Source organism: Halobellus ruber (genome assembly GCF_014212355.1).
GTDB lineage: Archaea > Halobacteriota > Halobacteria > Halobacteriales > Haloferacaceae > Haloquadratum > Haloquadratum rubrum.
On record NZ_JACKXD010000006.1, the window covers coordinates 142385 to 161395 of the forward strand.

Below are 19011 nucleotides of genomic sequence, written 5' to 3' on the forward strand. Positions count from 1 at the left end.
TCACACGATCGCGGCAATCGGACGATTTATTGAGCTACCCACCGCTAAAGCGGTGGGATTCAGCGTGGACTCCCGTTCTGGCCGAAATCTCGGCGGGTGATTCATATTCACCACTCACGTTCATTATCCCGCTGTTCAAGCGCACGCCCAAGGGTGCGCCTTCGTCGCCCCCGGTTTGGTTGCGACGAAGATACCGCAAACCGATGTTCTTCGCGGTCGCCAGACTACGTCTGGCGGGCAGCCAGAAATCGGAGATTTCTGGCGACGGCGTTGTAGTCCGCGTGGTTCTCGTAGCCACACTTCTGACAGTCAAAGGCTTCGTCCTCTCGATTATCAGGGTGGGTGAACCCACACGTCGAACACCGACGACTGGTGTTTTCCGGGTCAACCTGTTCCACCGTGATACCATACTCTGCGGCCTTGTACGAGACGTACTCATACAGGCGGTTGAACGCCCACTTGTGCCCCCACGACGCGCCGGTACGCTCACGAATGTCGGTCAAGTTCTCAAACGCTATCACCGAACACTCGTGGTCACGAGCTTCAGCCACCAACTCGTTCGCTATCCGGTGAAGCGTCAGTTTGAACCGACCTTCCTCTTTGCGACCAACCGATTGGATGTTCTCGTGTGCCCACCGTGTCCCGCGCGTTTGTAGGTCGCCACGCCGCTTCTCGTATTCTCTGCGCCAGTGGTCGAACTCGTCGCCTGTCCAGAACGTGCCTGTCGAAGCGACGGCGAGGTTGTTCACGCCGAGGTCAACGCCAAGCACCGTTCCGTGCGAGGTCGTTGCCTGCTCCGACGTGTCAGACTCCACTTCCCGTTTACAGTGGATGTGAAGTTTCCACTCGCCGTGCTTGCGGTGTAACTCCGCTCCGGTCGTCTCGTACTCGTCGGAGAACAAGTATTCAGCGTGGGGCGTGTCACTGTCTTCGTCTGGTAGCACGTAGTCGGCTTCGATACGTCCGTCCGTGGTGGCGAGAGACACGTAGTCGTCGTAGAACGTCGCTGTGCGGTGGTCGTAGACGACGTGCGGCGAAGTCATACGTGGTTTCGACGCCTTTTTGTTGTTCTTCCAGCGTGTAACCACACTTTTGCAGGCTTCAGCGGCCTTGTTCCGAGCCGCTTGGACAAGCCCGTCGTTGAAGCCACCCGTTTTCTCACGCACGTCGTCGTAGGTTTCGTCGTCCAGCTGTGTTTTGCTGGTGGTGACGGATTCGCCGTGGAACGCGTGGTCGACGACGTATTGAGCAGACCAGAGGAATGTGTCTACGGTGTCTTCGAGAAGCGCGGCATCGTTACGATCCACGTCAAGCGTGACGGGGACAGTACGCCGCACTTCCATATCTTATATGTAAAGTCTATGATTCTTAAACGTTGAGGAGTAGGACTGCTACTGAAGCGTGGTCTGATTCACAGTTGTCGGCTTCATCCCACCCCTGAAGGGGTGGGTTTTCGCCTTGCAGCTTGTATAAATCTTCCGCGGAGGTGGTGGCGACCTGAACGTCGGGTCGGGATTCTTGTCGGTGGGTGACACAGACGGTCGGTATGAGCACGGACTCGTCCCCGGGCGGCGGGGAGCTGGAGTGGTACAAGGCACTCGACCACGGCGACCTCCCCGAGGGACGGGTCACGGCGGTGAGCTGCGGCGATACCACCGTCGCGGTCACCCGCTACGACGGCGAGTACGCCGCCCTCGACAACAACTGCCCCCACCAGGGTGGCCCGCTCGGCGAGGGATCGATCGAGACCGGGCAACTCCGGTGCCCGTGGCACGGGTGGGATTTCGATCCGCTGACCGGCGAGACGCCGGGCCCCCACGACGACTGCGTGGAGACGTTCCCGGTCGAGGAGCGCGAAGACGGCATCTACGTCGGGTTCCCCCGGGAAGATCCCCACGAACGAACTGTCTCCGACGTGATCGCCGAGACGCTGGTCAACTGGGGCGTCCGCCAGGTGTGGGGGATCGTCGGCCACTCCAACCTGGGGCTGGCGGACGCCCTCCGGCGCGAGGCCGAGGCCGGGAACCTCACGTACTACGGCGTCCGCCACGAGGGCGCGGGGGCGTTCGCGGCTTCAGCTTACGGGAAGCTGACCGGCCGTCCCGCCGCGTGTTTCTCCATCGCCGGCCCCGGCGCGACGAATATGCTCACCGGGCTGTGGGACGCCAACGTCGACCGCTCGCCAACCATCGCGCTCACCGGGCAGGTCGAATCGCAGGTGCTGGGCACGGGCAACTTCCAGGAAGTCGATCTCGAAGCCGCATACGGCGACGTTGCCGAATTCGAGGCGACTGTCCTCCCGGACAGCCAGCACGCTGAACTCGCCACCCGCGCGGCGAAAACCGCGATCCTCGAACGGGGAGTGTCCCACCTCATCTTCCCCGACGAGATCCAGACCCGATCGGCCGAAGGCGTCGCCCCCGGCGACCCCGAGGGTCGGATCACCGACCGCGACATCACCCCGCCGGAGGACGCGCTGGCGGACGCGGTCGAACTACTCGAAACCGCAGAACGCCCCGTGATCGTCGTCGGCCACGGCGCCCGCTTCGAGATGGACGGGATCGTCGACCTCGCAGAGCGGTTCGACTGCCCGATCCTCACCACGTTCAAAGCCAAGGGGCAGATCGCCGACTCCCACCCGCTGGCGGCCGGGGTGCTCGGCCGAAGCGGGACGCCGATCGCGAGCCACTTCATGAACGAGTCGGATCTGTTGGCCGTGTTCGGCGCCAGCTTCTCGAACCACACCGGGATCGCGGAGTACAAGCCGATTATCCACGTCGACTACGACGCGATGACGCTGGGGAAGTTCCACAGCGTCGACGTGCCCGTGTGGGGAGAGATCGGGGTCACCGTCTCGGAACTCCACGATCGGCTCGCCGACGACGTCGAAGCGGAGAGCCAGCGGGCCGAACTCGAGGAGCGATGGGAGATCTGGCGGGAGGAGAAGGCCACCCGCCGGGCGCAGGCACCCGAACGCGGGATCAACTACGCCACCGCGTTCGAGGCGATGACCCGGCTGATCCCCGACGACGCCATCATCCCGGTCGACGTGGGGAACAACACCTACGCCTTCGGGCGGTACTTCGAGCCCGAGGGCCAGTCGGTGTTGATGTCGGGGTATCTCGGGTCGATCGGGTTTTCGTTCCCCGCGGCGCTGGGGGCGTGGGCAGCGACACGGGAACCCGAGTCGCCGTTCGCAGGCCGACCAGTAGTATCGATCTCCAGCGACGGCGGGTTCGGCCAGTACGCCTCCGAGTTCACAACCGCGGTCAAGTACGATATGGACCTCACGCACGTGTTGCTCAACGACGACGAACTCGGGAAGATCAGCAAGGAACAGCGCACCGGCGGGTGGGACGTCTGGCAGACGGACCTCGTCAACCCCGACTTCGCGGCGTTCGCGGAGAACTGCGGCGGCTACGGCGTCCGAGTCGAGGACGATGCGGCCCTCGACGACGCCCTCTCCGACGCGATCTCCCACGAGGGTCCGGCACTCGTGGAGATCCTGACCGATTCGGATCCGGTGTGAGCCGATGAACAGTTACCGCGTCACGCGCCGCCCCAGCGAGAACACGAAGACGGCCGTCAGGAACGCTCCCACAAGCCCCTCGAAGGCGGCAATGAACCGTCCGAGGGTTCCGATCGGGTGGACGTCGCCGAGCCCGAGCGTCGCGAAGGTCACGATACTGAAATACAGGCTATCGACGACGGCCGCGACCCCGTGGCTCGCGTAGGTCACGACCTCATCGCCGGCGACGAGCCCCTCGGTCGCGGGGAACGCCGCCGCACACCCCAGAATGACCGCGAGCGCCAGAAACGCCGTCCGTTGTGGTCGCTCGCCGTAGCCAGCGATCAGATCCAGGAAACCGTTCGTTACCCAGCGGGCGGCGGCGTCAACGCGGTGGGACGTCGAGTGCGTCGCCGCCCGGGCGTGTGCCGCATAGCGCCGGCGTCGGTATCGGAGCTCCCGCACGAAGAACATCGATCCGGTTTCGCTGTCGCCGACGTCCGCGGCCCCCTGTTTCGCCTCCAAGTAGGTCTGCTCCAGCCCCTCGACGGTAACTGGCTGCTCGGGTTCGTGGACGTACTCGTGGATGTGCCACCGGTTGTCGCGAAGCACTGTGTGGTACGACGCGAAGGGAAAGTCGTCGAACCCGGTGCGGTAGAACCGGTACCGGTCGAAGGAGTCGGCATCGCAGTCGATGTCGACGTCGCCTACGGTGGCGTCCGTGAGGTCGTAGGCCGCGACCCCCTCATCGGGCTGGTCCAGACGCCCGGCCGAAACGGTCGCCTCGGCCAGCCGGCACCGGAGGTCGCCGGCCGGGCGGACCCGGAGTTCCTCGAACCGACCCTCCGCGAGTTCGAGGGGTGCGTCCTCGCTGACCGCTACGTCTTGGAACGTCACGAGGTCGGCCGTTGTGCCGGCGAACTCCGCCCCCGACTCGAAGGTGGTCGACACGAACTGTGCGGTTCCGACCGCGAGGTTCGGGAAGTGAGCCCCGCCAACGACCGTCGTGTCGTCGAAGCTCAGCCACCCGACGACCCGGCCGGCGGCGAGGTCGACCCGGCCCTCGAACCGAGTGGCGGCGATCTGGAAGCTCCGGTCGAACGATCCCCGGTGGGCTCGGAGGGCAGTCCCGCCCGCCGATTTTCCGATCACGCTCTCTTCAACCGTGACCTCCATCTCGAAGGACGCACGGTCGGCCACCAGCCGGCCGATCTCCGCGTCCTCGATCGCGATCGGGTGTCGCACGACCGCGCCAGTGAGGTCGAGGGTGCCATCGACGGTGACATCCCGAAAGGTGAGGTGACCCACGTCGTCGCCGTCGACGACCAGCGCCGAGAGGTCGAGTTCCGGGAGGTGGACGTCGACGTAGTCCCGCCTGGCGGGATCGTCGGCGTCGAGGTCGGCGACGACCGCCGCACGGAGGTCCGCCCCAGTCACGTCGGCTGCCGTCCGGTCCTCGGGGTGGAGGTGGAACACGCACTTCTCGTGGCCGTCGACGGCGGGGCGTGGACACGTCCGCTCGTCGCCCGCTGCTTCGTACCGGTGATCACAGCCGGTCACCGTCGCCAGCCACCTCCACGCGCTGGTTGATCCATTCGTATGGGACGATCGTGGGTGTGTCTCATATCTGGGTGTTCGCGTGGGCCGTCGGAGCCGGCGCTGAGGGGTCACTCCGTGGAGATTCCGGGGAGGGAGACTCCCACCGATCCGAAGAGCCGAAGCAGGCTGGCGACGATCGCGACCACGGCGAGACCGACGAGCGCAACGCCGCCGACGAGCAGGCGGACCGATGTCGACGTGGCGACCAGGGTTCCGAACGCCAGCCCCACTCCGAACACCCCGAGATAGCTCCCGAGGCAGAACAGCGGAACCCCGCTGTAGGGGCCGCCGGCGTACGCGTAGACCCCGGCTGCCAGGCCGAGCGCCGGGAGGATGAGGAAGTACACAGTCGCCCCGACGCCCGACGTTGCGGCGTCGACCGCCGTCGCGGGGTCCCGGGCGTACATCGCGCCGATCACGACCAGGAAGCCGACGACGAGCGCGGCTCCGCCGGCGTGGCTGGGGTCGATGGTCGGTGTGTGTTCGGACAACATTCGGGATGGCTGCGGGCGCGTATCGCTCGGTACGGCGGTGTCGAATTACTCCTGGGCGCGCTCCATCTCGTAGCCCAGCCGGTGGGGCATAATGCTCAGCGCGCGGACGATCCCCGCCAAGGCGAGGAAGATCCCCACGAGGATGTGGGCGACGCCGCCGAGTTTGAGCCACAGTAGCGTCGAGGGCCACTTGTGGATCGCGGCCAAGGCGCCGTTGACGGCCGCGCCGCGCGTCCCGCCGCTCCCGCCTGCGAGACTGGTGTTCGGGAACTGCGTGAAGTAGCTCTCCAACAGCGGATGGAACGCGGTCAGCTCGAAGAAGATCGCCGCGCCGACCAACAGGTAGCCGACGGCGGCGAAGACCGCCCCCGCCAGTAGCATCTTCTTGATCGACCCGACGGTCGATTCGATCTGTTCCAGCGGCATACGACTCGGGTATTCCGACGCCATACCTCCACAGACGGGAGTGTAGTATAAATCACCACATCGGGCGTGGGAGCGGGTTACACGGTCGCGTGGGGGTTCTATACCCGCGGCTATACCCCGCTCGTATGGGGAGACAGTTCTCGCATCCGACCTCACTGCACGGCACCAGCCGGCCCGGAGCCACGCGTCAGTGCGGCGGATACCCTGATCACGTCCGACGACAAGCGAACAGCGGATCAGCGACGACTGATACTGTCGGTTATAACTACGTGAAGGTTTTCCACGCCCCCGGGTGTCGAAATCCGTCACGCGACTATGGCCGACAGGATGAAGACACGATCTCCGGACGGCGGTATCGGCCGCGACGGACGGACCAAACACGGGAGTCGAGCACGGACCGCACACACGCACGGGGGTGCCGATGAGCCGGACTGACGGCGAAACCCCCGAACGGGTCGCAACGTGGAGCGACCTCCCGGACCGCGAGCCCCGACACGCCCGGGTCGAAGGCGTCGACCTGGTGGTCGTCAGGTACGACGGCGAGGTGTCGGTGCTGTACGGCCGGTGTCTCCACCGGGGGGTGCTGCTCGGCGACGGCCACGTCGACGGCCACAACCTCATCTGCGGGGTCCACGGGTGGGACTACCGGGTCGACACCGGGATCAGCGAGTACGACAACTCCGAGGTCCTGGAGACGTTCACCGCCTGGGTCGACGATTCGGAGGACGCTGTCTACGTCGACAGCGCGGAGGTGGCGGCGTGGGCCGAGGACAACCCCCAGCCCTACGCCGACCCCGACGACGCTGAGGCGGTCGACGGGGCGATGCAGGCCGCCACCGACGCCGTCGAGGACGGCGCTGTCGACCCGACGTTCTACGGCGAGTACGAGGACGACGCCGAACCACACTCCCACTACATCCAGACGCTCGCACGGAAGGGACCGGAGGGAATCGGCGAACACGGCAGCGTGTCGGCGATGGGCGTCCCCCACACCGAACTCCCCTCCTGGGAGGACCTCCAGATCCTGACCGCCCAGCTCGCCCGCACCCCCCTCGACGACGAGGCGCCGGTCGACGCCGAACTCGTGATCGGTCCGAACGCCGAGAACCCCCTCGAACTTGAGATCCCGATCTTCGTGAGCGATATGAGCTTCGGGGCGCTGAGCGAGGAGGCCAAAATAGCAATCTCGACGGGCGCGGAGCTGGCCGGGACGGGGGTCTGTTCCGGAGAAGGCGGGATGCTCCCCGAGGAACGAGAGTCGAACTCCCGCTATTTCTACGAGTACGCCACCGGGAAGTTCGGGTGGGACATCGAGAAGGTTCGGAAGGTCCAGGCGTTCCACTTCAAGGCCGGCCAGGGCGCGAAGACCGGGACGGGCGGCCACCTCCCCGGCGAGAAGGTCCAGGGTCGGATCGCGGAGGTCCGGGACCTCGAACCCGGCACCGACGCGGTCAGCCCCGCGCGGTTCGAGGACCTGGAGACGCCCGACGATTTCGCTGCGCTCGCTGACCGGGTCCGGGAGGTGGGCGGCGGCATCCCGATCGGGTTCAAACTCTCAGCCCAGCACGTCGAAGACGACATCGACTTCGCTCTCGAAGCCGGCGCGGACTACCTCATCCTCGACGGCCGCGGCGGCGGAACGGGCGCGGCGCCTGACGTGTTCAAAGACAACATCTCCGTGCCCACGATGGCGGCGCTGGCCCGCGCCCGCCGGCACTTGGACGCCCGCGAGCGATCGGACGTGACGCTGATCGCGACCGGCGGACTCCGGACGGAGTCGGACTTCGTCAAGGCGCTGGCGCTGGGTGCCGACGGCGTAGCGGTTGCGAACGCCGCGATGCAGGCCATCGGGTGTCTGGGGATGCGGGCGTGCGACTCCAACAACTGCCCCGTCGGGATCGCGACCCAGCAGGAAGATCTCAGAAGCCGGATCGTGATCGACTCCGCGGCAGAGGGGCTGCAAAACTACTTCGAGGCGACGGTGAAGCTGATGAAGGTGATGGCCCGGGCGTGCGGCCACGACAGCCTCTCGGGGTTCGAGCGCCGGGATCTGACCACCTGGAAGAAGGAGGTCGCGGAGCTGACCGGCGTGGCGTACGCCGGCGTCGGCGACGGGGACCAATTATAAAACTTTCGCCGGCGTGCGGGGCGGCCCGCGATCAGCGGTAGGACCTATGTGGTAGGGTACCTATCCTCCCGTATGGCGACAGAGACCGCTCATCCCGAGCCGAAGCCGGACCGCGGCGACGTCATTCCCGAGTCGTTCGCAGTGTACGTCACCGCCGAGTGGGTCCACGTGTGGCAGTACCGGGTCAACGTCTCCGAACCCGACGGGGCGTGGTACTTCGTCGAGACGCTGGACCGGGCCAACGACCCGAAGCTCTCGATGGATCACGCCTCGCCAACGGCCCCGACGCCGGACGGGTATTGGATCTACAGCCGCACGTACGACTGTGAACTGGACTGTGAGTAGGTGGCACCGATGGTCGAACTGATCAGCGTCGCGGCGGTGGCGGACAACGGTGTGATCGGGCGCGACGGGGAACTGCCGTGGCCGTCGATTCCCGCCGACCGACGCCAGTACCGCGAGCGGATCGCCGACGATCCCGTCATCTCAGGGCGAGTCACCTTCGAGTCGATGCTCGATGACCTCCCCGGCAGCGCACAGATCGTGTTGAGCCGGTCGGCCCCCGGCTTCGATGTCGCGACGGCGCACCACGCCGCCGGGGTCGACGATGCGATCGCGGTCGCGGAGTCGCTGGGGGCTGATCGGGCGTACGTGATCGGCGGCGGCGCCATCTACGACCTGTTTCAGCCCGTGGTCGACCGGATGGTGTTGAGCCGGGTCCACGGCGAGTACGAGGGCGATGCGTACTTTCCCGAGTGGGACGCCGACGAGTGGGACCTGGTCGATGCCGAGGCGTACGACCGATTCACGCTCGAAGTATGGGAGCGGACGGGAGCGGCTACCCCGAGATGAACACCGACACACTCCCGCCGGCGGTCGCCGACTACCTCGCCGATAACCGCGGGGAACTGTTCGACTTCGTGGAGGCGCTGGTCGGGTTCGACACGCAGAACCCGCCGGGAAGCACCGCCGAGTCGGTCGCGTGGCTGGAGTCGACGCTGGACCGGCCGGGAATCGACGTCGAGCGGTTCGCGGTCGACCCCGAGAAGCCGAACCTCTTGGCCACGGTCGAAGGCGCCGGCGACCGGACGCTGTGTTTCAACGGTCACGTCGACACCGTCCCGTTCGACCCCCGCGATTGGTCGTACGACCCGCTTGGCGAACGGGTTGCCGCCGCCGACGCCGACCCGGACACGGAGGGCGACGGCGACCTGTTCTACGGCCGCGGGACGACCGATATGAAGGGACCGGTCGCCGCGATGGTCCAGGTCGCGGTGGCGTATGCGACCACCGGAACCGAGCCGCCCCTCGATCTGCTGTTCGCGTTCGTGAGCGACGAGGAGACCGGCGGCGACGCCGGGCTGACGACGCTGTTGGAGACGTCCGAGTTCGACCCCGACGCCTGCGTCGTGGGCGAGACCACCGCACGGAACGGCCGGTACTCCGTCTCGGTGGCCGACCGTGGAAACATCTGGCTGACGCTGGAGGCGACCGGGACCGCTGCCCACGGCTCACGGCCGATGATCGGGGAGAACGCCATCGATCGACTGACCGACGCGATCGACCAGCTGCGACGCGATTTCGGCGGCCGAGAGCTGTCGATCGACGCTTCGATGGACGGGATCATCGAGGAGTCCGTCGGCTTCTACGAGCCCGAGGCCGGGGCCGAGGCGACCCGCAGGCTGTACCGGTATCCCACGATCAATCTCGGCATCATCGAGGGCGGAACGGCGATCAATACGGTACCGGCCTCGGCGTGTGCGAGAGTCGACATCCGACTGACTGCCGGGGTCGATACCGGGGAGGCACTCGGCGGGATCCGGAACTGTTTGACCGGACTTGACGGAATCGAGCTCACGGATGTCTCGTGGACCCGCGGATCGTACGAACCGCTCGGGAGTCCGATCGTCGAAGCGGGTGCACGGGCAGCCGAACACGTCGTCGACGAACGGGTCTATCGACGGAGTGCGACCGGCGGCGGCGACGCCAAGGTGCTTCGGCACGGGGGGATTCCAACGGTCGAGTTCGGCTTCGGCACTCAGACGGCACACGGCACTGACGAATACACGACGGCCGAGGCCCTGGTTCGGAACGCCGTCAGCTACGGCACGCTCCCGGTCTGCTACGCTCAACTCACGAGCACTGATCGATGACCTCGGCTATCGGAGGGGCCGTTACTCTGATCGCTGGCACGACAAACGGAGTCGCTCCGCTCGTCCGCTGGGCGTCGAATCCCTGTTTCGACTGTTCGGACGGGGTAGTCCCGGGCGGATTCGAACCGCGAAGGCTCGAATCCTCTCGCCTTCTGGGTGTCGAATCCGCGTTACGGCTACCACTGCTCGCTGACGCTCGCAGAAAGTAGTCCCGGGCGGATTCGAACCGCCGTCGTAGGCTCCAAAGGCCCACATGATTGGCCGCTACACCACGGGACTCCATAGATGACTCACGCCGGGATCTTTGAAAACCCATCGGGTCGCCGCCGAACGCCCGTTGGATCCGGCTCAGTCCGCCCGCTGTTCGCCGGGTTCGACCTGTTCGGCGACGACGTCGAGGTGGCAACACGCGTCGGTCTCCGGGTCGAAACAGTCCGGGCACTCGGGGTTGCGATCGATGATCGTGTCCAGGCGCTCGGCCACCAAGTCGTCGATCACGGGTTCGAGTTCCCGGGCCTCCGCGCGGAACTCGTCGACCGACAGGACGTTCGCGAGGAACCGCTCGATGATGCAGTACGTCTGGAGGGCGTCGCGGGCGCGGACGATCCCCTCGTCGGTGAGGGTGACGCCCTTGTACTTCTCGTGTTCCGCGAGCCCCCGCGATTCGAGCTTCCCGATCATCTCGTTCGCGCTCGCAGGGCTGACGTCCAGCCGATCGGCGAGCGCGCCGGTCGACGCCGGGCCGTCCTCCATCTGTTGGAGCAGGTAGATCGCCTTGACGTACTGATCGGCCGTGTTCATCGTGTCCCTCCGTGGTGCGTCGTGTCTCGTCTCATTGCCGGGTGTTCATCAGTTCGGTAACCTCCTCGACGCCCTGGGCTTCCTCCTCGCGGATCCCGACGAGGATGTCGATGAGGCGGTCGCGGTCGATGCTGAACGACGCCTCCGAGGCCCGGAGCGCGCCGACGAGGTCGTCGTAGAACTTGTACGCCGTCTCCTCGTTACACAGCTGGTCGTAGAGGATGTCGTCGAAGTCCTCCGGCTCTGTCGAGCCGTACTGGGCCTCCACGAGCGCCTCGATCTGCTCGAACGGCACGCTCTCGGCGTCGAGCTGGTCGATCAGGTCCTCCAGGCGCTCGCGGTGTTCCGCCGACTCCTCGGCGGCGTGTTCGAGCAGCGCTTCGATCTCCTGGTCGAGCGGCGGCTCGTCGTCGAGCGACTGGTAGTGGTGGTACGACCGGGCCTCGACCACCTCCTCTAAGACGATCCCGATCTGGAGGAGACGGGCGAGCTGGTGGTCGGAATCCACCTGGTGGCCGACGCTCACGCCCGCACCACCCGAGTTGCGGACGATGCTCCATTCATACTGACTTCTGGGAGACTGTCGGACTTAAGCGATTCCCCTGCGGCCTCACGGTTCCCGGCGCTTCTCCCCGGCCAGGGCCTCCTGCCGGAGCTCCTCGCACCGCTCGGACCCGACGGTGATGTCCGATACCGGCGTCGGGTCACCGTCCTCGTCGACGGCGACGAACACGAAGTACGAGTCGGTGGTCTGCTCGCGGTCGCCGGTCCGCGGCGCCTCGTGGAACGCCTGGAGCCGGACGCGGAGGCTGGTCCGCCCCGTCGCGTAGACGTAGCTCGTGATGACGCAGGTATCGCCCTGCGGGACCGGGCGCTTGAAATCCAGGTTGTTGACGTAGGCGGTCACGCAGGTCTCGCCCGCGTGCCGCATCGCCGACATCGCGCCGACCTCGTCCATCCACCGCATAATGTTGCCGCCGTGGGCGCTGCCGTAGTTGTTGGTGTCGTTGGGCTGGATCCGTTCGCGGTTCTCGATGAACGTCTCGCTGATCGTCGCCATACCGCGTGGTGGAGGGCCGGAAACAAAACACTACGCGCCGACGCTCCGACGACCGCTCTCAGGCCAGCCGTTCCGACGCCAACTCGGCGCCCGCGACGAGGGCTTCGAGCTTCTTCCAGGCGATGTCGGGATGCACGGCGTTTGCGCCCTCGACGACGGTCTCGAAGCCGCAGTCCGCGCCCGCGACGATCCGGCCGGGGTCGCCGACCGCGTCGGCGAACCGCTCGATCCGGTCGGCGACGACCTCGGGGTGTTCGACCACGTTCGTCTTCACGTCGATCACGCCCGGGATCAGCCGCCACCCGTCCGGGAGCGGAAACTCGGCGAAGGTCCGGAACTCGTGCTGGTGGCGGGGGTTCGCACCCTCGACGACCAGTCCTCCAACGTCGGCCTCGTAGAACTGTGGGAGCACGTCCTCGAGGGCGACGTCGCAGTGGTGCGGCCCCTGGTAGTTCCCCCAGCACCCGTGTAGGCGGATCTGCTCGTCGGGGATTCCCGAGACCGCCCGGTTCAACGCCTCGACGTGCGTCTCCACCCGTTCGCGGAACTCGTCGACCGAGTCGTCCTTGTAGGTGAGCGTGAAGCCCGCGAGCAGGTCCGGGGCGTCGATCTGGAGGATCGCGCCCGTCTCGGCGATGAGTTCGTACTCGGTTTCGAGTGCCTCCGCGAGGTCGAAGACGTACGCTTCGGGGGAGTCGTGGTACTCGGTCTCGGTGAACCGGAGGACTGCGCCCGGCGACGGGGCGGTGTGAAACCGCGCGGGGAAGTCGACGCCCTCGGTCGCCGTAGCGTCGTCGAACCGGGCGAGGTCGCGCCGGAGGGCGTCCTCGCCGACGTACTCGATCGGCCCCGTCGCTACCGGCCCGCCGATGTTCTCGGTGTCACCCAGAAGCTCCCGGGCGTACTCCGGGTAGTCGTCGAGGTCGGCGGGCCAGGCCCGCTCGACGGTCCCCTCGCCGAACCCCGACAGCCGGTTCGTGACGTCGACGGAGTAGGCGATCCGGCTCTGTTCGCCGTCGTTCGCGACATCGATCCCGGCCTCGGCCTGCCGGCGGACGACCTCCCGGACCGACTCGGCGACTGCGTCCTCGAAGGCCGACTCCTCGCGTCCCTCCGGATCGGTCAGTAACCCTCGCAGCCGCTCCGACCGGGGAAGGCTTCCGACGTGAGTAGTCCGGATCCGTGGCGCTGTCATCGCTCGCTACCTGGCAGCGGGCTCACAAAGGGGTGGCGGACGGATGTCGCCGCGGCCGTCGACGCGCCGGTACAGTGACAGCCACAGTCCGGCCGGGAGAGACTGGCGTCGATCGTGACTCGGTACTGAAAGCCTCGCCGGACCGCCCGTTGCGGTAGACAGGATGCACTCGGCAGTTCGCTTCCCTCCGGGCCTCACTCCCGGTCCTGCGCCGCTCAAGCCCTGAGTTATCCCTCTACACTCGTCGCTACGAGAGGACGCCTCACGGCCAGCCGGGAGGAAGTTCGTCGGCGTGGCGTTCGGTGAACTCGAGCAGCGGTTCGACCTCGTCGAAGCGTGGTCCCGCGGAGATCTCGCCGGTGCCGGGATCCCATTCGACGTACTCCGCTTCGGCCAGTTTCGGCAGGTGGCAGTGGTATAGGTCGATCTCGGCCGACGCCGTCTCGTCTCCTCCCCGGACCATCACGCCGGCTTCCGTTTCGACACTCACCCGTTTCAGTGCGAGAACAACCAGGCGGCGGGGACGGGTCCCCGGACTCTCGAATACCCGGTCGCAACAGGATCTCACCCACTTCGCCGGTTGACGACCCCGCGGACGCGTCAGGCGACTTGTTCCCCTCGTGTGACATACACCGTCATATGCTGCCTATGTATAAGGATCTCAGTGAGACAGAAGTAAGACGCGGGGCAGCTAATCGCCCGACACCGTGCCAACAGCTCGTTGGCTCTGTCCGATATGCCTGCAGTCCAACCACATCCGCGAGCGAGCGACTCGGCTCCGGCAGACCGGAAACCCCACTCGGGCGCCGAACCTCTCTTTCCTTCCCGTCACAACTGACGGGTTGTTTCCTACGGGGTACGTGTACCGACCGATCGCAACGGATCCGTAGGGCTATCCGGCCTGCCGAGCGGCCACATATCCCCCTGTCCGACGTGCGTCCCGAGTCACATATACCCGAGGTCGCGAAGCCGCTCCATCAGGTCCTCCTTGTCCTGGGCGCGGCCCGCGCGCTCCGTGGTGTTCTCCACATCCTGGAGCCACGCCGGTTCGTCGGTGGTCTTGTCGGTCGAGACCTCGCTGCCGAGCGACCGGAAGCCCGCGAAGTACTTCGGCGAGATGGGGACGTCGGCCATCGTGAGCCCGTTCGGGAGGTCGTCGGCGCTCTCGGGCACGTATCCCTCCTCGGGGAAGCCTTCGACGGTGTCCGGCACCACGAAGTTCCAAAACGCCTCCCAGACGGCGGCCTCGTCGAACTGGAGGATGGGCTGGATGCGGTCGTGGGGCGGGTAGATGTCGGGGTCGTGCCGCGGCGAGAAGAACGTCTCGTCGGCGCGGGCCTCCTGTTCGTCCCAGCGCACGCCGGAGATGACGCCGTCGATGTCGTGGGACTCGAGGGCGTCGTTCAGCGCGACGGTCTTCAGCAGGTGGTTGCCCACGTAGGTGTCGAGCAGGAACGGGAAGGTGTCCTCGTCGTACTCCAGCAGCTCCCGGACGTGGTGCTGGTTGTGCTCCGAGAGCGCCGACACGGGAATGTCGTCGCCGGGTTCGAGGTCGTGGTCGTCGACGTAGGCGCCGACGTCCTCGTTGCGGGCGTAGACGACGTCTAAGTCCCACGCCTCGGCCCACCGGTCGACGAAGTCGTGGATCTCGTCGAAATGCTGGAAGTGGTCGATGAACACCGCCGGCGGGACCTCGAGGTCGTACCGTTCTGCGACCTCCTTGATGAAGTACAGCGTGAGCGTCGAATCCTTGCCGCCGGTCCACATCACCGCGGGGTTGCGGTACCCTTCGAGGCCGCGCTTCGTGACCTCGATGGCCTTCTCGATCTTGTCCTCGATCGTGGGATAGTCCGCGGGCGTCTCGCCTTCGCCGTCGGTGTAGTCGACGTCGAGGTAGTCGGGGAAGTCTGGCATCGTATAATTACATATAATTAGATCCGATAAAGTCTTTTTGTAATCGACACGGTCCCGCCGCCGGCCGGCAAGAAATAACAGTGGAAATAACATTCGAATATGGTATAAGAGTTATGAAATTAGTAAAGTACTGTAAAAACATCTGAAAGTCAGAAAATCGTTCTGGAACGAAATAAAATATTACATCTCTATCAATTTTATTCAATCAATACGTATGTTCTTCTTATACATTCACTGGCCTCAACGATACATCTGCGGGTCGTCGTGGCGTGATCTCGATGTCCGTATCACAGTCCGCTCCGAATAAAATATATACGTCGGTGTCGCGTTGCGGCTGTCGTGACGGCACGGCCGCACCGACCGGTGTAGGGAGCCTCCTGCCGCGGGGGATCCGACCGCAGACCGACCGGCCGTCGACTGTACCAATGTGTCCGAAGATCGCCGAAATCGAGACTGTATCGTTTACGTACCCTGTCGACGACGCCAAGCGGGACCCGACTGCGGGAAAGCTAGTGTACTCCCCGGGTGAAACGTACGAACGCACCGCCCACGGCGTTCGGATCACCACGGACACGGGACTCCGCGGGGAGTATATCGGCGCGACGGGCGTCGGGTTGGCACAAATCGACCTCTGTGGGGAGTACTTACTGGGTCGCGACCCACTGAAACGGGAGAAACACTGGGACGCGTTGCGGGGCATCCTCCGAAAGTACGACCAGATGGGGTTGGGGCCGATCGACATCGCGCTGTGGGACCTCGCCGGCAAGCACTACGGCGCGCCGGTCCACGAACTGCTCGGGACCTACCGGGAACGACTGCCCGCGTACGCGTCGACGTACTTCGCCGAACGGGAGCGCGGGTTCGACTCCCCGGAGGCGTTCGCGGACTTCGCGGAGACGTGTCTGGATCACGGCTACCCGGCGTTCAAAACCCACACCTGGACCGGGGAGGGGCGGTCCGACATCCGAGAGGAGGTCGAGTTGATCCGCGCGGTCGGCGAGCGCGTCGGCGACCGGATGCGGCTGATGCACGACCCGGTGTGTTCCTACGAGACGTTCGCCGACGCGGTCACGGTCGGGCGGGCGTGCGACGAGTACGACTACTTCTGGTACGAGGATCCGCTCAAAGACGGCGGACAGTCCCAACACGCCCACAAGCGGCTCGGGGAGCGGATCGACACGCCGCTGTTGCAGACCGAACTCGTGCGGGGGTTGGAACCCACCGTGGACTTCCTCGACGCCGGGGCGACCGACTTCGCCCGGGCCGACCCCGACTGGGACGGCGGAATCACCGGCGCGATGAAGATCGCCCGTGCCGCCGAGGGCCACGGACTCGACGTGGAGTACCACCTCGCCGGGCCGGCCCAGCGCCACTGTATGGCAGCGACCCGCAACTCGAACTACTACGAACTCGGATTGGTTCATCCGGACTCCCCGCTGCCACACACGGAGTCGCCGGTGTACCAGGGCGGGTACACCGACCGAATCGACACGATCGATTCGGACGGAACCGTCGGCGTCCCCGACGGGCCGGGACTGGGAGTCGACTACGACTGGGAGTACGTCAGGGAGAACCAGGTGGGTTCGAGGGTGTACAACTGACGCCGCCGGTCGCGCTCGAACGCCCCCGAGCGGTGACCGATCCCCGCGTTCCGATGCGGTGATTGGGGAAAATGATACTGTCGTACAACGACTACTCCCGTTTCTTACCGCTGAGCGCCGTCAACGGGGATGGCGCTCGGCGGGAAATATCGTAGCGTTTGGCAGTCTTCGCTCACTCGATCGCACACCGTCGTGCGATCGGATGTGCAACCAGTTGCAAACGCTACTATAGTGATGCGGACCGGTGTAGTCAATTACCGGTCATCGCCCGCACGGGTCGGCGATGACTGGTACGTTGTTACAACGACCCGTATGAGAGTAATCACTATATAACATACAGGTGTATCACGGCGTATCCGATCCAGACGGCGACCAGCCCCAGCAGATACGGGACGACCGCCCGGGCGACCCTGATGTAGTCGATCTCCGCGATCCCGCTGATGATGTACAGGTTCAGCCCGTACGGTGGGGTGATGAACCCCACGGAATCGCCCATCATAAATATCATCCCCCAGACGATGGGCCCCCACCCGATCTCGGCTGCCGCCGGGGCCAGCATCGGTGCCGTGAGGAGCAGGTTCGGTGTCGCGTCCATCACGGTTCCGGCGATCCAGATGATGGCGAGGATCGCAAGGAGGATCAGGAACTCGTTTTGGAGCCCGATGACCGCGTTGGCGATCGTCGTCTGGAGCCCCAGGTTCGACATGCTCTGTTGGATCAACACCGAGGTGACGACCATCGGGATGATGACCCCGAGCAACAGGAGCGACGAGAACGAGGCGCGCAGGATCTCCTCGAACGACGAGATCCGACCCGTCCCGACGGATAGAGCGAGAATGTAGATGACCGCCACGGCGGCGGACTCGGTGGGGGTGAAGATTCCCGCGAAGATCCCCCCGAGGAGGATGACGATCGTCCCGATCCCGATCTTCGCACGCCACCCCGCTTTGATTATCTTGAGGGGGTTGATCCCGGGAGTCGTTTGGGAACCGTAGTCTTCCTTCTTCGAATAGTAGGTGTTGATCCCGACGAGGACGATCAGCATACCGATGCCTGGCGCGATCCCGGCTTTGAACAGGTCGATGATAGAGACGCCGAACGCGACCCCGTAGATTATCAGCAGGATGCTTGGCGGGATGATGGCCCCGAGCACGCCACCGGCGGCGATCGTTCCTGCGGCGTAGGTGTCCTTGTACCCCTCGTTTTGCATCTGCGGGTATAACGCGTTCCCGACTGACGCCGTCGTCGCGGCGTTGGATCCGGTGATCGCCGAGAATATCGATGCCGTTCCGATCGCAGTGTTGCCGGTCGACCCCGGCCACCATCCGATCGTCTCCTTGGTGAAATCGACGACTTCCGCCGCGATCCCGGACTCGTATATCAGATCTCCGACGAGGATGAACAACGGGATCGCGGTGAACGGGAAGGTCTGTAGCACGTCGTAGTGTTCAAGTGCGATGTTGCTGATCGGGAAGCTCTCCGAGGTGGCGTGGTAGATCAGCCCCCAGAAGCCGAACACGAGGTAGATCGGCAGTCCGATCAGGAACAGTATCACACATACGACGGTCGCGAGAATGAGGATCTCCCCCGTCGAGAGCAGTTGGAGGATCATATATCAACCTTCGACGTTGGGGTGATGTCCTCGTCGTTCTTGTACTGCCGCCGAACCAGTATCGCCTTTTGTAGCGCCCTGACGATGATGAGGATCATTCCGACGAAGACAGCCAGATAGGCCGTCCACAGCGGGATCGGCGTCCCCAATATCTCCCGCCCCGATTCGAGCCGTCGCTGGAGCGTCTCGAAGATGTACCAGGCAACGATGGTGGCGAAAAAGACCCACCCGACGAGATCGATATACCGAAGCAGGTAGTTGGCCTGCGGCGAGAGGTTCTCTCGCAGTAGCGTAAACCGGAAATGGGAGTCGTGACGGATCGCCCAGCCTGCGGCTAGCCACGTCATCCACGTGAAGAGATACAGCGTCACCGTTAGCGTGTACGTCGGTGGATCCCACGGTGCTGATCGCGAAAGTATCGTATAACCGATAAGACCGGTGTACGCGAACAGCATACTCGTTCCAATGTACCCCTCGAAGTTGCGCTCTAACTTCCTGAGAATAGTAGTATTCATAGATT

17 protein-coding genes, 1 tRNA gene and 1 pseudogene are annotated in these 19011 nt (G+C 65.0%); 6 read left to right on the forward strand and 13 right to left on the reverse strand.

Annotated elements, in window-relative coordinates; translation table 11 throughout:
- Window positions 1–34: 34 nt before the first annotated feature.
- Window positions 35–1343 (reverse strand): annotated as a pseudogene (locus H5V44_RS15335) (RNA-guided endonuclease InsQ/TnpB family protein).
- Window positions 1344–1546: 203 nt separating this feature from the next.
- Between H5V44_RS15335 and H5V44_RS15340 the strand changes: the two are divergent.
- Entirely contained in the window at window positions 1547–3529 is a 1983-nt protein-coding gene (locus H5V44_RS15340) for a thiamine pyrophosphate-binding protein (protein WP_185194010.1), read from the forward strand.
- A 12-nt stretch (window positions 3530–3541) separates the two neighbouring features.
- Here H5V44_RS15340 and H5V44_RS18020 read toward each other — a convergent pair whose 3' ends face one another.
- The 3 genes from H5V44_RS18020 to H5V44_RS15355 all read right to left on the reverse strand — a co-directional run bounded on the left by H5V44_RS18020 (window position 3542) and on the right by H5V44_RS15355 (window position 6027).
- A complete protein-coding gene (locus tag H5V44_RS18020; protein ID WP_343067770.1) occupies window positions 3542–5068 on the reverse strand; it encodes a potassium channel family protein in 1527 nt (508 codons plus the stop codon).
- 107 nt (window positions 5069–5175) lie between these two features.
- The gene (locus H5V44_RS15350; protein ID WP_185194011.1) at window positions 5176–5601 is read right to left on the reverse strand and encodes a hypothetical protein; all 426 of its coding nucleotides are present in this window, start codon (window positions 5599–5601) and stop codon (window positions 5176–5178) included.
- Between the two features lie 45 nt (window positions 5602–5646).
- Window positions 5647–6027, reverse strand: a complete 381-nt coding sequence (locus tag H5V44_RS15355) for a hypothetical protein (protein WP_246404034.1) — start codon at window positions 6025–6027, stop codon at window positions 5647–5649.
- A gap of 421 nt (window positions 6028–6448) precedes the next feature.
- Here H5V44_RS15355 and H5V44_RS15360 point away from each other — a divergent pair, with 421 nt between their 5' ends.
- The 4 genes from H5V44_RS15360 (at window position 6449) to H5V44_RS15375 (ending at window position 10308) form a co-directional block, all read left to right on the forward strand.
- Window positions 6449–8155 carry a glutamate synthase-related protein gene (locus H5V44_RS15360; RefSeq protein ID WP_185194013.1) on the forward strand — a complete coding sequence of 569 codons (1707 nt, stop codon included), beginning with the start codon at window positions 6449–6451 and terminating at the stop codon, window positions 8153–8155.
- Window positions 8156–8227: 72 nt separating this feature from the next.
- The gene (locus H5V44_RS15365) at window positions 8228–8500 is read left to right on the forward strand and encodes a hypothetical protein (protein WP_185194014.1); all 273 of its coding nucleotides are present in this window, start codon (window positions 8228–8230) and stop codon (window positions 8498–8500) included.
- A 9-nt stretch (window positions 8501–8509) separates the two neighbouring features.
- A complete protein-coding gene (locus H5V44_RS15370) occupies window positions 8510–9007 on the forward strand; it encodes a dihydrofolate reductase (RefSeq protein ID WP_185194015.1) in 498 nt (165 codons plus the stop codon).
- Window positions 9004–10308 (forward strand): M20/M25/M40 family metallo-hydrolase, encoded by a 1305-nt coding sequence (locus H5V44_RS15375; RefSeq protein ID WP_185194113.1) that lies wholly within the window; start codon window positions 9004–9006, stop codon window positions 10306–10308. Before H5V44_RS15370 ends, H5V44_RS15375 begins: the two co-directional genes overlap by 4 nt.
- Before the next feature lie 206 nt (window positions 10309–10514).
- Here the strand turns inward: H5V44_RS15375 and H5V44_RS15380 are convergent.
- The 7 genes from H5V44_RS15380 to H5V44_RS15410 all read right to left on the reverse strand — a co-directional run bounded on the left by H5V44_RS15380 (window position 10515) and on the right by H5V44_RS15410 (window position 15278).
- Window positions 10515–10587 (reverse strand) — tRNA-Gln (locus tag H5V44_RS15380).
- 69 nt (window positions 10588–10656) lie between these two features.
- A complete protein-coding gene (locus H5V44_RS15385) occupies window positions 10657–11109 on the reverse strand; it encodes a metal-dependent transcriptional regulator (protein WP_185194016.1) in 453 nt (150 codons plus the stop codon).
- A 31-nt stretch (window positions 11110–11140) separates the two neighbouring features.
- The gene (locus H5V44_RS15390) at window positions 11141–11635 is read right to left on the reverse strand and encodes a ferritin-like domain-containing protein (RefSeq protein WP_185194017.1); all 495 of its coding nucleotides are present in this window, start codon (window positions 11633–11635) and stop codon (window positions 11141–11143) included.
- A gap of 84 nt (window positions 11636–11719) precedes the next feature.
- Window positions 11720–12169, reverse strand: a complete 450-nt coding sequence (locus H5V44_RS15395) for an acyl-CoA thioesterase (RefSeq protein ID WP_185194018.1) — start codon at window positions 12167–12169, stop codon at window positions 11720–11722.
- 58 nt (window positions 12170–12227) lie between these two features.
- Window positions 12228–13364: a cobalamin-independent methionine synthase II family protein gene (locus tag H5V44_RS15400; protein ID WP_185194019.1), complete on the reverse strand. Its 1137-nt coding sequence runs from the start codon at window positions 13362–13364 to the stop codon at window positions 12228–12230.
- A gap of 262 nt (window positions 13365–13626) precedes the next feature.
- Entirely contained in the window at window positions 13627–13854 is a 228-nt protein-coding gene (locus tag H5V44_RS15405) for a DUF7344 domain-containing protein (RefSeq protein WP_185194020.1), read from the reverse strand.
- A 455-nt stretch (window positions 13855–14309) separates the two neighbouring features.
- Window positions 14310–15278: a phosphoadenosine phosphosulfate reductase family protein gene (locus tag H5V44_RS15410; RefSeq protein ID WP_185194021.1), complete on the reverse strand. Its 969-nt coding sequence runs from the start codon at window positions 15276–15278 to the stop codon at window positions 14310–14312.
- Between the two features lie 425 nt (window positions 15279–15703).
- Here H5V44_RS15410 and H5V44_RS15415 point away from each other — a divergent pair, with 425 nt between their 5' ends.
- Complete coding sequence (locus tag H5V44_RS15415) at window positions 15704–16879, forward strand: enolase C-terminal domain-like protein (protein ID WP_185194022.1); 1176 nt, start codon at window positions 15704–15706, stop codon at window positions 16877–16879.
- Window positions 16880–17204: 325 nt separating this feature from the next.
- Here the strand turns inward: H5V44_RS15415 and H5V44_RS15420 are convergent, their stop codons facing one another.
- Together H5V44_RS15420 and H5V44_RS15425 are read right to left on the reverse strand one after the other, a co-directional pair.
- On the reverse strand, window positions 17205–18491 hold the full coding sequence (locus H5V44_RS15420; protein ID WP_185194023.1) for a TRAP transporter large permease: 1287 nt from the start codon (window positions 18489–18491) through the stop codon (window positions 17205–17207).
- Window positions 18488–19006, reverse strand: coding sequence for a TRAP transporter small permease (locus H5V44_RS15425; RefSeq protein ID WP_185194024.1), 519 nt, complete (start codon window positions 19004–19006; stop codon window positions 18488–18490). Before H5V44_RS15425 ends, H5V44_RS15420 begins: the two co-directional genes overlap by 4 nt.
- Between the last annotated feature and the right edge of the window lie 5 nt (window positions 19007–19011).